Raw genomic sequence first — 13,245 nt, forward strand, 5'->3', positions numbered from 1 at the left:
CTGGCGCGATGCAAGGGCACGCCGTCAGTCGAACAGGTCGGTCTGCCGCGCTGGCGCCGTGGATGAGGCGGCCTTGCGCGCCGGCCGGGGCGCCGGTGGCGGAGACGCGGAGGACGGGAAGGTCGCCGGAGAGTCGCCACCCGCCGCATCGGGCTGCGTCATTGCGGTCACCTCATCATGCTCGAACTTGAGCGTCACCCGCCCCGCCGCGCGCGCCTCCTCGGCGGAGCGCACCAGCCGGCCTTGCGCCATTACGCGGGCGAAGCCACGCTTGAGCGGCGCATCGGGATTGAGCGACTGCGCCAGCCGCCACAGCCCATCCAGCTGCCGCCGCGCGTCGCCCAGCCGGCGCTCGAGCACCAGCGGTGAGAGCCGGACGTTGGCAAGCGTCTGCCGCTCCCGCGCGAGGTGGCTCTGCAGCAATGAGGGTCGCAATGCGCCGGATGCGTCCGCCAGTTCGTGCCGCGCCCGGCTCACCCGGTGGGAAAGCCCCCGCCGCAGCCGGTCGCCGAGATCGTCCGCGCGCTGGCGAGCCTGCGCCAGCAGCACGTCCGGGCGCGGGAGGAGCCGCCGCTGTGCTTCCAATCGCTCGCGGCTGCGGTCCAGGCCGCGCGCCACGCAGCGCTGCATCCGTGCGCGTAGCTCAGCGACCTGCACGGCGAGGTCGGCGCGCACCGGCACGGCCATCTCCGCAGCAGCGGTGGGCGTCGGCGCGCGGAGATCGGCAGCGAAATCGCACAAGGTCGTATCCGTCTCATGGCCCACGGCGGAAATGACGGGAATCGGTGACTCCGCAACCGCACGCACCACGACTTCCTCGTTGAACGACCACAGATCCTCGATGGAGCCGCCACCGCGCGCCACGATCAGCACGTCGGGGCGCGGAATCGGGCCATTCGCCGGTAACGCGCCAAAGCCGCGCACCGCCGCTGCCACCTGTGCCGCCGCGCCCTCCCCCTGCACCAGCACGGGCCAGAGCAATACGCGGCTCGGAAAGCGATCGGCAAGCCGGTGGAGAATGTCGCGAATCACTGCGCCGGTGGGCGAGGTCACCACGCCGATCACATCGGGCAGCATCGGGATCGGCCGGCGCTTGACGGGATCGAACAGCCCTTCGGCAGAGAGGCGCGCCTTGAGCTTCTCGAAGAGCTGCATCAGCGCGCCCTCGCCGGCCAGCTCCATGCTCTCGATGACGATCTGATATTTGGAGCGTCCGGGATAAGTCGTGACCTTGCCGGTGACGATCACATCCAGCCCATCCTCGGGCCGGAAGGCGAGCCGGCCCGCCGTGCCTTTCCACATCACCCCGTCGATCACCGCCGCATCGTCCTTGAGGCAGCAATAGACATGGCCGGAGGCGGCCCGCTTGAAGCCCGAAATCTCGCCGCGCAGGCGCACGAAGCCAAAGCGATCCTCCACCGTGCGCTTGAGCTGGGCGGAGAGTTCGGAAATGCTGAGCGCGGTCAGATTGTCCCCCGCGCGCTCCTGCGCTAACAGGCGGCCGGACGCATCCTCACTGACGGAAAAATCGCTCATGAATATCCTTTTGCTCGGCGGTGGCGGGCGCGAACATGCCCTCGCCTGGAAGCTGGCGCAATCGCCGCTCTGCACCGGCCTGTTCGCCGCACCGGGCAATCCCGGCATAGCCGAGGCGGCGCGCCTGGTCGATATCGACCTTGCCGATCATGCCGCCGTGATCGATTTTTGCCGCGCTAACAGCATCGGCCTTGTGGTCGTCGGCCCGGAGGCTCCGCTGGTGGACGGCATTGCCGACAGCCTGCGCGCCGTGGACATCCCGGTGTTCGGACCGAGCGCCGCTGCCGCCCAGCTTGAAGGGTCCAAGGGCTTCACCAAGGATCTCTGCCGCGATGCGGCCATTCCTACGGCGGGTTATGTCCGCTGCACCAGCGCCGAGATGGCGCTGGCGGCGCTGAGCGACTTCAGCCTGCCGGTGGTGGTGAAGGCCGATGGGCTCGCCGCCGGCAAGGGCGTCATCATCGCGCAGACGCGCGAAGAGGCCGAAGAGGCGATCCGCGACATGTTCGGCGGCAGCTTCGGCGCATCGGGCGCGGAAGTGGTGCTGGAAGAATTTATGGAAGGCGAGGAAGCCAGCTTCTTCGCCCTCACCGATGGCACGCATGTCGTCGCCTTCGGTTCGGCGCAGGATCACAAGCGCGTGGGGGAAGGCGACACTGGCCCCAATACCGGCGGCATGGGCGCCTATAGTCCCGCTTCGGTGCTCACACCTGCCCTGCAGGATGCCGTGATGGACCAGATCATCCGCCCGACGGTGACGACGCTCGCCACGCGCGGCACGCCTTATTCCGGTGTGCTGTTCGCGGGGCTGATGCTCACCACGGACGGCCCCAAGCTCATTGAATATAATTGCCGCTTTGGCGACCCAGAATGCCAGGTGCTGATGATGCGGCTGACCAGCGATCTTGTCGCGCTGCTGCTCTCCGTCGCGCAAGGGACGCTCGACGAGGCCAGCGGCCCCAGCTTCGCGCCCGACCCGGCGCTGACCGTGGTGCTGGCCGCGAAGGGCTATCCCGGCACGCCCGAGAAAGGCGCGCCCATCGCGCTTCCGACGGCACCCGATGGTGCCAAGATCTTCCACGCCGGTACGACGCTCAAGGACGGGCAACTCGTGGCCAGCGGCGGCCGCGTGCTGAACGTCACCGCGCGCGGGGCCACGGTCACACAGGCACGCGACGCCGCTTATGCGCTGGTCGATCAGGTCGATTTCCCCGGCGGCTTCTGCCGGCGCGACCTCGGATGGCGGGAAATCGCGCGGGAAGCCGGCAGCGCGGCGGATTGACCGCCTGACCCATACCACGGCCCCTCGCCTTGACTCCGCCCCTTGCCATCAGGGACAAGGGCGCGGGGGATCAATCATTGCAAGGGCACGCCCATGATCGTCCACCATCTCAACAACTCCCGCTCGCAGCGCATCCTGTGGATGCTGGAGGAGTTGGGGCTGCCCTATGAATTGCGCCGTTATGAGCGCAATCCCGAAACCATGTTCGCGCCCGCTGCGCTCAAGGCGGTGCATCCGCTCGGCAAGTCGCCGGTGCTCGAAGACGAGGGCCGCACGCTGGTCGAGAGCGGCGCGATCGTCGAATATCTGGTCGAGAAATCCGGCCAGTTCGGGCCGCCCGATGACGCTGACGGTAAGCTGCAATACCGCATGTTCCTGCATTATGCGGAAGGATCGATGATGCCGCCGCTGCTACTCAAGCTCGTGCTCTCCCGCATTCCGCTGGTCGGCAAGGTCGCCGTCAAGCGCATCCAGCCGATGATCGACGTGCATCTCGATTATGTCGAAGCCGAGCTCAGCCGGCGTCCGTGGTTTGCCGGCAACCAGATCAGCGGCGCTGATGTGATGATGAGCTTTCCGCTGGAGGCCGCGCGCAGCCGGGGCGGGCTGGACGAGAGCCGTCCCGCGACCATCGCCTGGCTGGACCGGGTGCAGTCACGGCCTGCCTATCAGCGCGCGCTGGAGGCGGGCGGGCCTTATGCCTATGCCTGAGCGAACGCCCGCGCGTGCGGCTTAATCTTCCGCGCTGACCAGCAGCTTGTCGATCTTGCGCCCGTCCATATCGACGATCTCGAACCGCCAGCCCTGCTCGCTGAAATGCTCGCCCTCTTCGGGCAGGTGGCGCAGCACGGCCAGCGCAAAGCCGGCAACGGTCGCGTAGTCGCGGTCTTCGGAGAGATCGAGGTCGATGCGCTCGGCCAGCGCGTCGATGGCCATCTGGCCGGAGACGAGCAGGCTGCCATCCTCCCGCTCCGTGACCATCGGCTGGGTGTAAAGATCGCTGTCCGACGCGAACTCGCCAGCGATGGCGGACATGAGGTCGGCCGGCGTCACAATGCCTTCGAAATGGCCATATTCGTCATGCACCATCACCATGGGGGCGTCGGCCTCCCGCAGGCGGTTGAGGGCGTCCATGGCATCCACCTGATCGGGCACGATGGAAACGGGGCGCATCAGCACCCGCAGGTCCAGCGCTTCGCCCCGGAACAGCGCGGCCATCACGTCACGCGCCTGCACGACGCCGATAATGTCCTCCACGCTGCCCTGCGCCACCGGCAGGCGGGTGTGCGGGGTGGCGAGCAGCTTCTCGCGCAATTGCTCGGCGCTGGCATCGGCATCCAGCCAGTCGACATCGCGGCGCGGCGTCATCACTTCGCGCACCGGCCGGTCGGCCAGTCGCACCACGCCGGAAATGATCGCGCGCTCGCTTTCCTCGATCACGCCATGCCGGCTCGCTTCCGCCACGATGAGCTGCAGTTCCTCCGCCGTCACATGATCCGAGCCTTCGCGCTTGAGGCGCATCAGCTTGAAGATGACCTCGCTGGATTGATCCAGCACCCAGACGATCGGCGCAGCAACCCGCGCGAGCATGATCATCAGGGGTGCGACGACGCAGGCCAGCGGCTCGGGATTGCGCAGCGCAAGCTGCTTGGGCACCAGCTCGCCGATGATCAGCGAGACATAGGTCGTCGCGACGATCGCAACGCCAAAACCGGTGTTCTGGGCCAGATTGGGGGACATGCCGAGATAGGCGAAGATCGCGCCCAGCGGGCCGCCGAGCTTATCGCCCGAATAGGCACCGGCGAGAATGCCGATGAGCGTGATGCCGATCTGGACGGTGGACAGGAAGCGACCCGGCTCAGCGCTGAGGCCCAGCGCGGCCCGTGCCCCATGCTTGCCATTGCGGGTCATGGCCTCCAGCCGTGGCCGGCGTGCCGAGACAATGGCCAGTTCGGACATGGCAAAGACGCCGTTGAGCGCAATCAGCGCGAGGACGATGGCGGCATCGAGCCAGGGAAAAGGCGGCATGGTCTCTTCTAAAGGGGGTTGTTGGCTGAAAGCTTAGCGGCTTTCGCTACGGAAAGCCACTTGCAACATTGCCGGGCAACATCGCAGGCCGGCAAGAGTTCCCTCGTTCAGGAACTAATCAGGTTCCCGCGCCGTTAATGGCTGGGTTCCCGCGTAACAGCGTGGGAGGCCAGACTTGAGGAGATAATCATGAGCCTTCGCAGCCATTCCCCCTTCGCCCTTGCCGGCACCGCTTTGGCGGCGCTGGCCCTCTCCGGCTGTGTGACCGATCCCGAAACCGGCAATCGGACCATTTCGAAGGCCGCTATCGGCGGCGTCGGCGGCGCGCTCGGCGGCTATCTGCTCGGCGACATTTTGGGCGGCCGCAATGACCGCACGGAGAAGATCGTCGGCGCCGGCATTGGTGCCGTGGCCGGCGCGGGCGTCGGCGCTTATATGGATGCGCAGGAGAGGAAACTGCGCCAGCAGACCGCCGGCACGGGCGTCGATGTCGTCCGTCAGGGCGACGAATTGCTGCTGCGCATGCCCTCCGGCATCACCTTCGCGACCGATCAAGCCACGGTGCAGCCGCAGGCACAGTCCACGCTGGATCAGGTGGCCTCGACCCTCGCGGAATATCCCAAGACGATGATCGACGTGCTGGGTCACACCGATTCCGACGGCAGCGAGGCTTACAACCAGGCGCTCTCTGAGCGTCGCGCGCAGGCCGTTGCCAATTATCTCGGGCGTCGCGGCGTCGATCCGATCCGCATGGCGACGATGGGCTATGGCGAGACGCGCCCGGTCGCCAGTAACGAAACCGCTGACGGCAAGGCGCAGAACCGCCGCGTGGAAATCAAGATCGTGCCCGCCGTCGCGAGCTGAACGGTATGATGGGAAGGGTCGGGGAGCGTGTCTCTCCGGCCCTTCGCTTTCAAATCAGAGAATGCTCTGGCGCAAACCGTCGATCACGAACTGCACCGCGAGCGCCGCGAGAATCACACCCAGCAAGCGGGTAATGACCGCCTCCACCTGACCGCCAAACACCCGCATGATCGGGCCGACCGCCAGCAGCGCCGCCAGCATCAGCAGCAGATTGGCCGCGAGCGCGAAGAGCACGATCGCCGTCTCCTGCGGACCCGTCGCCCGCGCCATCAACAGCATGATCGTCGCGATCGACCCCGGTCCCGCAATCATCGGCATCGCCATAGGGAAGATGGCGACATCCTCGATTTCCGGCGTTTCCTTGATCTTCTGCGCGCGGTCTTCGCGCCGCCGCGTCCGCGTCTCGAACACCATGTCCATGGCGATGAAGAACAGCATGATGCCACCCGCGATGCGGAATGCCTCCAGCGTGATGCCGAGGGTGCGCAGGAACGCCTCCCCCGCCAGCGCGAAGGCGAGCAGGATGCAGGCCGCCACGATCACCGCCCGCACCGCCATGCTGCGACGCTGGGCGCCGCTCGCGCCCATGGTGAGGCTGCTGAAGATCGGCGCCGTGCCCGGCGGGTCGATGACGACGAACAGCGTGATGAACGCCGCGAGGAACAGCTCCATCATCGCGCGCCCTCCGCCACCGTCTCCTGAATAACCCGCTCCTCACCGGCACCGCGACGCAGGAAGACCTCCAGCGTCCGCACATCGCCTGTCACCGTCCATGTCCAGCGCAGCGACCCGTCCTCGGACTGCGCCGACCCGCTGGCCGGCGGCGGGTCCGGCAGGCGCACGATATCGCGATCGCGCCGCTCCGGCCGCTCACCCCGCCGCGCACAATCGGCAACGGAGGCCTTGATCATGCCGTCCGCCTCGCCGCTCCATGGCGTGTCGCTGGTGGCCGTCATCACCCACTTATAATCACCCTTGCGCTGCTGGCGCCAAAGGGTGACGAACCGAGCCGCTTGCCCGTTCGCGCGCTCCAGCGACCCGGTCGCGGCGGCATAGCTGCCATCGCAAGCGATGAAGATCTGCTGTGGGCTCCAGCGCGCCGGCTGGATGGGGTCCGATTGCTGCTTGAGCCAGGCTTGGGCATTGAGCGGGCCGGGCGCGAAGATCACGGCGTCCTTGTCGGCCAGCTTGCGCAGCGCCGTCCATTGCCCCTCCTCGCGCGCCTGGCGGGCCATGCCCAGTTCGGCAGCGACGATGGCGCTGGGATTGGCCGTGCCGACGCCGACGCTCGGCATCATCTGGCGCTGACTTTGCGCAGGACCAGCCGCCACGCCCAAGGAGAGCGTGGCGAGCAAGGCAAAGGCAGCGCGGCGGATCAAAGGCCCTTGGGTGCGGGCAGACCCGCGCGAACGTGCGCGGCGACCAAAGTGTTCCGCAACAGCACCGCGATGGTCATCGGACCGACGCCACCCGGCACGGGCGTGATCGCCGCGACGTGGTTGATCGCCTCGGCGGTGGCGACGTCACCGACGATCTTGCTCTTGCCGTCCTCATCGCCCTTCACGCGATTGATGCCCACGTCGATGACCACGGCGCCCGGCTTGATCCAGCTGCCCTTGACCATTTCCGGTCGGCCGACCGCCGCGACCACGATGTCCGCGCGGTGGACCACACCGGCCAGATCATGCGTGCGGCTGTGCGCCACCGTCACGGTGCAGCTTTCCGCCAGCAGCAGCTGCATCATCGGCTTGCCGACGATGTTCGAGCGACCGATGACAACCGCTTCCTTGCCGGAAAGGTCGCCCAGCTCGTCCTTGAGCAGCATCAGGCAGCCAAGCGGCGTGCAGGGCACCAGCGCGGTAGGATCGCCCACCGCCAGCTTGCCGGCATTGACGACATGGAAGCCATCGACATCCTTGGCGGGATCGATGGTGGCGATCACCGCCTTGTCATCGAGATGGGCAGGCAGCGGCAGCTGGACGAGGATGCCATCCACGCTATCGTCCGCGTTCAGCTCTTCGACCAGCTCGATCAGCTCTTCTTGGCTGATCGTGGCGGGGCGCTTGAACTCAAGGCTGTTCATGCCGATTTCGACCGTCGCCTTGCCCTTGGAGCGGACATAGACGCTGCTCGCCGGGTCTTCACCGACCAGCACCACCGCGAGGCCCGGCTTGCGCCCGGTCTTCTCCACGAAACCGGGGACTGCCTCAGCCATCCGCCCGCGCAGCTTCGCCGCGAATGCCTTGCCGTCGATTTCCTTGCCCAAACTCATGTCGCGCTTCGCTCCTTCTCAGCGATCTCTCTCAAAGACTGTTCCGTGTGCGGATCAGCACCCGCAATGCGCAGGCGCTTTAGCCGGTTGGTATCCCCTGTCTCCAGCAAAATCGACGATCCGGGCACGCGCAGATGTCGGGCGAGCAGCGTCAGCAGGGCGGCATTGGCCTTGCCCTTGTCCGGCGGCGCGGTGACGCTCGCGTGCAACCAGCGCTGCCCGGCGGCATCCGTGAACGTTCCGCCAAGGCGAGCACGCGCAGCCTTGGGCGTCAGGCGAATCGCCAGCAGCAGGTCTGCGCCGTCACGACGAAGCGGCACGGCGCACGTCCGCTCAGAGCAGCAGGCTTGCCAGCGCGGTCAGGCCCGGCCCCTGCAGGATGATGATGATGATGAGCACGACCATCGGCGAGAGATCGAGCGCGCCCAAATCCGGCATGATCCGGCGGATGGGCCGATAGAGCGGCTCGGTCAGCCGGTCGAGCGCGACCCAGATGCTGCGCACGATATCATTGCTGGTGTTGATCACGTTGAACGCGATCAGCCAGCTCAAGATGGCCTGAACGATGATGATCCACCAGGCGACATTCAGCAGGATCGCCAAGGTCTGGATAAGGGCAACGGCCATGGTTCGTCCTGTGGTGGAAGGTTAAAAAGAGTCTAGCCCAGTGGGCCTAGCGGCTGCAAGTTGCTTGAGAGCGGTGATTTTCTACCGCCATAACCCCAGCGCGCCGCGCGTTACAGATGCACCAACGTGCCGGCGCCCTGGCGGGTGAACACCTCCAGCAGCATGACATGCGGAATGCGCCCATCGAGAATGACCGCCGCTTCCACGCCGCCCTCGACAGCCTTCACGCAGGTTTCCACCTTGGGAATCATGCCGCCGGAAATCGTGCCATCCTCGACCAGACCGCCGATCTTCGCCGGGGTCAGATCGCTCAGCAGATCCTTGTCCTTGTTCAGCACGCCCGCCACGTCGGTGAGCAGGAAGAAGCGCTTGGCGCCGAGTTCAGCGGCGATTGCGCCCGCCATGGTATCGGCGTTTACATTGTAGGTGTGCCCGTCGGCGCCAATGCCAACCGGCGCGACCACGGGAATGATGCCGTCGCGCGAGAGGCTGTCGAGAATGCGCCGATCGACCTTCACGGGGTCACCGACAAAACCCAGATCGACATTGCGCTCGATGCCGCTGTTCGGGTCCGGCTCGCGCTTGCCGCCGACCTTCTCGCACAGCACCAGGCCGCCATCCTTGCCGGAAATACCGACCGCGCGGCCACCTGCCTGGGCGATCCAGCCGACGATCTCCTTGTTGATCGATCCGGCGAGGACCATCTCGGCGATCTTCGCGGTTTCCTCGTCGGTCACGCGCAGGCCGTTCACGAACTTGCTCTCGACGCCCAGCTTCTTGAGCATCGCGCCGATCTGCGGCCCGCCGCCGTGGACGACCACGACGTTGATGCCGACCATCTTCATCAGCACCACATCCTCGGCGAAATCGCGCGCCGCTTCCGGGTCGCCCATGGCATGGCCGCCATATTTCACGACGAACGTCTCGCCGGCATAACGCTGCATATAGGGCAGCGCCTCGGTAAGGGTTTCGGCCTTGGCCAGCAGGGCGGGATCGGGTGCGTGATCGGTCATGCGCGGGCGCATAAGGCTTTGCGGCCCGCGCTGCAAGAAAGGAGGGGGTGTGGCATCCCTTACCTCCCTGTTCGCCCTGAGCCTGTCGAAAGGCCGTGCTACTTCTTTCCCTCTATCAAGAAGAAGAGCGAGGCTTCGACAAGCTCAGCCCGAACGGATTACATTACCGGTCGAGCCGGCGCCCCAATGCCACGAACGCATAGATGACCGGTGGCACAAGCAGCGCCGAGAGCAGAACCTTGGCGAGCATCTGCCCCACCAGCAGCGCTCCGATGGGGAAGACGCCGTAAAAGGCGATGGTGACGAACAGCAGCGTATCGACGATCTGCGAGAGCACGCTCGCCGTGCCGGCGCGCAGCCAGAGCAGCCGGCTCCCCGCCTGCCCCTTGAGCGCCGCGAAGATGGTGACGTTGAGGATCTGCGAAATACCATAAGCGACGATGCCGCCCGCCCAGATGCGCGGCGTGCCGGACATGATCATGGCGAAGGCTGCCTGCCGCTCCGGCGCCATTTCGTGCGCGGCCGGCAGGGCCAGCACAACCACGGAGAGCAGGATCGAGACGATCAGCGGGATGAAGCCCAGCAACACCAGCCGGTTGGCAACGGCGCGGCCATGCAGTTCTGCCACTGCGCTCGACACGACGACCAGCAGCAGAAAGGCGAAGATGCCTGCTTCCACCGCCAAGTCCCCCAAGCCAAGCGCAGAGCCGATCGCGCCGAGCGGCCCGAGCGAAACCTGTTTGTTGCCGAGAACACCCGCGATGCAGACCATGCCGCCATAGAAGACGGACAGGACGAACAGCGAGCGGGCGATGGGTGCGGACGAGGCCTGAGCGGGTGCGGTCATCCCCGTCGCTTAATGACTTTGCAGCGAGGCGGGAAGAGACCCTGTGCGCGATCCGCAACGGCAGCTCGCGAACGGTGCCCCGCGCCGCGCAGCCGATTGCCGCGCTGCAGCGCGCCTGTATAAGCGATTCGCGCTGATGGCCCTTTGGCGGGCCATGCGAACAGGGGACAGCCGCCACTTCATGCCCATCCTCATCGGCCTTGCCGGCATTATCGTCATTCTTGCCATCGCCGTGCTGCTCTCCGGCAACCGGCGCGCCATCCGCCTGCGCGTGGTCGCCGCCGCCTTCGCCTTGCAGGCCGGCATCGCCCTGCTGGTTCTCTACGTACCCGCAGGCAAGGCCGCCATCGCCGCCATGTCGCATGGCGTCGGCAATCTGCTCGGCTATGCGCAGGCCGGCACGAACTTCATCTTCGGGCCGCTCGCCCGGCCGGAGGTCGGCGGCACCAGCTTTGCCATCGCCGCGCTGCCCGTCATCATCTTCTTCGCGAGCCTCGTCTCGATCCTCTATTATCTTGGCATCATGCAGTTCGTCATCCGCTGGGTCGGCGGCGCCATCCAGAAGGTGACGGGCATCTCCCGCGTGGAGAGCCTGTGCTGCGCGGCCAATGTGTTCGTCGGCCAGAGCGAAAGCCCGCTCGTCATCCGGCCTTATCTCGCCAGCCTCACGCCCGCCCAGCTCTTCACCGTGATGACGAGCGGCATGGCCGGCGTGGCAGGCACGATCCTAGCCGCCTATGCCTCGATGGGCATCCAGATCGATTATCTGCTCGCCGCCGCCTTCATGGCCGCGCCGGGCGGCATCTTGATGGCCAAGATCATCATGCCGGACAATCCCGACGATGCCGAGATCGAGCCGGTCATCCTGCCCGATGCCACGCATGAGGAGGAGAAGCCCGCCAATCTCATCATGGCGGCCGCGCAAGGCGCGCAGACCGGCGTGAAGCTGGCCGTCGCGGTCGGCGCGATGGTGCTTGCCTTCGTGGCGCTGGTCGCGCTGGCCAATGGCCTGCTCGGCGGGGTCGGCAACTGGTTCGGCTATCCCGATCTCAGCTTCCAGATGCTGATCGGCAAGCTGTTCGCGCCGGTGATGCTCCTGCTCAACATTCCGTGGAACGAGGCGCAGGTCGCGGGCGGCCTGTTCGGCACCAAGGTCGTGCTCAACGAGTTCGTCGCCTTCATCGAGCTGGGGCAGGTGCAGGCTACGCTATCGCCCGCCACGGTGGCGATCACCACCTTCGCGCTGTGCGGCTTTGCCAATTTCTCGTCCATCGCCATCCAGATGGCGGTGACCGGCAGCCTGGCGCCCAATCAGCGGCCGATGATCGCCCGGCTCGGCATCAAGGCGCTGATCGCCGGTAGCCTCGCCAATCTGATGAGCGCGGCGCTGGCCGGGCTGATGCTGAGCCTCTGATCGAACAAGGGGAGATGTGCGGATGCTGAAGCTCATCATCGGCAACAAGGTCTACTCGAGCTGGTCGCTGCGCGGTTGGCTGGCCGCCAAGCAATCCGGCCTGCCCTTCGAGACGGTGCTGGTCCCGCTTTTTGACGCGGCGTGGGAAGCCCGCAAGGCGCAGCCGGATCTCGCAGTCTCCAATGGCAAGGTGCCGACGTTGTGGGATGGCGACATCGCTGTGTGGGATAGTCTTGCCATCATCGATTATCTCGATGCGCTCTCCGGCGGCGCTCGCTTTTGGCCGCAGGACAAGGCAGCGCTGGCGCTCGCCCGCTCGATGGCGGCGGAAATGCACTCCGGTTACCAGCCGCTGCGCCAGACCTGCGGCATGAACACTCGCCACATCCTCCCCCCGCGCGATCTCGGCCCCGATGTCGCCGCCAATGTGGCGCGCATCGTGGACGTGTGGGAACAGGCCCGCACGCGGTTCGGGGCAGAGGGCGAGTTTCTCTTCGGCCCCTTCGGCGCGGTGGACATCATGTTCGCGCCGGTCGTCTTGCGCTTCGTCACCTATTCCATCGCAGTGGCGCCGACAGCGCGCGCCTATATGGACGCCATCCTCGCCCACCCATGGATGCGCGAATGGCTGGACGATGCCGCGTGGGAAAGCTGGGTCATTCCGCGGCTGGAGCCAGCGGGCGGGGTTTAAGACCCACCACCTTGCCGTTCGTGTCGAGCGAAGTCGAGACACTACGCACTGCACTCACGTGTCTCGACTTCGCTCGACACGAACGGGAGGCTTGTGGAGTAAACTGATGCATGAGCCTGCAAGCGTGCCTGAGAACCAAAGCTCCTGGGAAGGCAGGAGCCGAGGGCGCCGCAGTCCGCATCCCGATATCAAGGCAATCGCTCAGTCCCATAAGGCGCGCCATCGCGATGCTGATAGCCGCCGGCCGTGAAGATCATGTCGATATCGGAATAGCGCCCGCCAGCATCGCGATCTCCCGCGCTCAGGCAGATGAAGGTGCAATTCGTATCGCTGCGATTGACGAGATGGTGGCCATTGGCGACGCCCGCGGCCCAGGCCACGCAATCGCCGGGGTGCAGGATGGTCTCGCCTTCGTCCTCGATCAGCACCGCCTGCCCGGACAGCATGATCAGAAACTCATCCTCGCCCAGATGCCAGTGCCGCTGCGAGGACCAGGCGCCCGGCTCCAGCACGACATGGCTGGCGCCCAGATGCGTCAGGCCGGCATGGCGCCCCAGCCGCCGGTGCCAGCGCCCGGCCACAGGCTCGTTGAACGGCGGCGGATAGCCCGTGCTGTTGCTCTGCTCCACCTGCTCGATCTCGATCTTGGGCATGTCGGCTCCTCCTGTGTT

At 66.2% G+C, this 13,245-nt stretch carries 15 protein-coding genes; 5 read left to right on the forward strand and 10 right to left on the reverse strand.

The genetic code is table 11. The annotated features are described in order from the left end of the window. Window positions 1–24: 24 nt before the first annotated feature. A complete protein-coding gene (gene xseA / locus M2333_RS10895) occupies window positions 25–1,536 on the reverse strand; it encodes an exodeoxyribonuclease VII large subunit (protein WP_264611759.1) in 1,512 nt (503 codons plus the stop codon). Between xseA and purD the strand changes: the two genes are divergently transcribed. Both purD and M2333_RS10905 read left to right on the forward strand, forming a co-directional pair. After that, on the forward strand, window positions 1,535–2,818 hold the full coding sequence (gene purD / locus M2333_RS10900; RefSeq protein ID WP_264611760.1) for a phosphoribosylamine--glycine ligase: 1,284 nt from the start codon (window positions 1,535–1,537) through the stop codon (window positions 2,816–2,818). The genes xseA and purD overlap by 2 nt on opposite strands. A 93-nt stretch (window positions 2,819–2,911) precedes the next feature. After that, window positions 2,912–3,529: a glutathione S-transferase family protein gene (locus M2333_RS10905; protein ID WP_264611761.1), complete on the forward strand. Its 618-nt coding sequence runs from the start codon at window positions 2,912–2,914 to the stop codon at window positions 3,527–3,529. Between the two features lie 21 nt (window positions 3,530–3,550). Here the strand turns inward: M2333_RS10905 and M2333_RS10910 are convergent, their stop codons facing one another. Further along, the gene (locus M2333_RS10910; RefSeq protein ID WP_264611762.1) at window positions 3,551–4,846 is read right to left on the reverse strand and encodes a hemolysin family protein; all 1,296 of its coding nucleotides are present in this window, start codon (window positions 4,844–4,846) and stop codon (window positions 3,551–3,553) included. 189 nt (window positions 4,847–5,035) lie between these two features. On the opposite strand from M2333_RS10910, the gene M2333_RS10915 reads away from it, so the two are divergent. Continuing rightward, complete coding sequence (locus M2333_RS10915) at window positions 5,036–5,710, forward strand: OmpA family protein (protein ID WP_181558675.1); 675 nt, start codon at window positions 5,036–5,038, stop codon at window positions 5,708–5,710. 54 nt (window positions 5,711–5,764) lie between these two features. Here M2333_RS10915 and M2333_RS10920 read toward each other — a convergent pair whose 3' ends face one another. The 7 genes from M2333_RS10920 to M2333_RS10950 form a co-directional block, all read right to left on the reverse strand. Next, window positions 5,765–6,385 (reverse strand): MarC family protein, encoded by a 621-nt coding sequence (locus M2333_RS10920; RefSeq protein ID WP_264574413.1) that lies wholly within the window; start codon window positions 6,383–6,385, stop codon window positions 5,765–5,767. Continuing rightward, window positions 6,382–7,089, reverse strand: coding sequence for a hypothetical protein (locus M2333_RS10925; RefSeq protein WP_264611763.1), 708 nt, complete (start codon window positions 7,087–7,089; stop codon window positions 6,382–6,384). Before M2333_RS10925 ends, M2333_RS10920 begins: the two co-directional genes overlap by 4 nt. Beyond that, entirely contained in the window at window positions 7,086–7,982 is an 897-nt protein-coding gene (gene folD, locus M2333_RS10930; protein WP_264584242.1) for a bifunctional methylenetetrahydrofolate dehydrogenase/methenyltetrahydrofolate cyclohydrolase FolD, read from the reverse strand. Before folD ends, M2333_RS10925 begins: the two co-directional genes overlap by 4 nt. After that, window positions 7,979–8,302 carry a DUF167 domain-containing protein gene (locus M2333_RS10935; protein WP_264611764.1) on the reverse strand — a complete coding sequence of 108 codons (324 nt, stop codon included), beginning with the start codon at window positions 8,300–8,302 and terminating at the stop codon, window positions 7,979–7,981. Before M2333_RS10935 ends, folD begins: the two co-directional genes overlap by 4 nt. Window positions 8,303–8,315: 13 nt before the next feature. Next, window positions 8,316–8,609 carry a YggT family protein gene (locus tag M2333_RS10940; RefSeq protein ID WP_181558670.1) on the reverse strand — a complete coding sequence of 98 codons (294 nt, stop codon included), beginning with the start codon at window positions 8,607–8,609 and terminating at the stop codon, window positions 8,316–8,318. A gap of 110 nt (window positions 8,610–8,719) precedes the next feature. Next, window positions 8,720–9,634: an acetylglutamate kinase gene (gene argB / locus M2333_RS10945; RefSeq protein ID WP_181558669.1), complete on the reverse strand. Its 915-nt coding sequence runs from the start codon at window positions 9,632–9,634 to the stop codon at window positions 8,720–8,722. A gap of 151 nt (window positions 9,635–9,785) precedes the next feature. Further along, window positions 9,786–10,469, reverse strand: a complete 684-nt coding sequence (locus tag M2333_RS10950; RefSeq protein ID WP_264574411.1) for a queuosine precursor transporter — start codon at window positions 10,467–10,469, stop codon at window positions 9,786–9,788. Window positions 10,470–10,650: 181 nt separating this feature from the next. On the opposite strand from M2333_RS10950, the gene M2333_RS10955 reads away from it, so the two are divergent. Together M2333_RS10955 and M2333_RS10960 are read left to right on the forward strand one after the other, a co-directional pair. Then, the gene (locus M2333_RS10955; RefSeq protein ID WP_264612610.1) at window positions 10,651–11,883 is read left to right on the forward strand and encodes a NupC/NupG family nucleoside CNT transporter; all 1,233 of its coding nucleotides are present in this window, start codon (window positions 10,651–10,653) and stop codon (window positions 11,881–11,883) included. A 22-nt stretch (window positions 11,884–11,905) separates the two neighbouring features. After that, window positions 11,906–12,574 carry a glutathione S-transferase family protein gene (locus M2333_RS10960; RefSeq protein WP_264611765.1) on the forward strand — a complete coding sequence of 223 codons (669 nt, stop codon included), beginning with the start codon at window positions 11,906–11,908 and terminating at the stop codon, window positions 12,572–12,574. 188 nt (window positions 12,575–12,762) lie between these two features. On the opposite strand, the gene M2333_RS10965 is transcribed toward M2333_RS10960, so the two are convergent. Further along, entirely contained in the window at window positions 12,763–13,227 is a 465-nt protein-coding gene (locus M2333_RS10965; protein WP_264586538.1) for a cupin domain-containing protein, read from the reverse strand. Window positions 13,228–13,245 lie beyond the last annotated feature (18 nt).

It is taken from the genome of Sphingobium sp. B11D3B, assembly GCF_025961735.1.
Classification (GTDB): domain Bacteria; phylum Pseudomonadota; class Alphaproteobacteria; order Sphingomonadales; family Sphingomonadaceae; genus Sphingobium.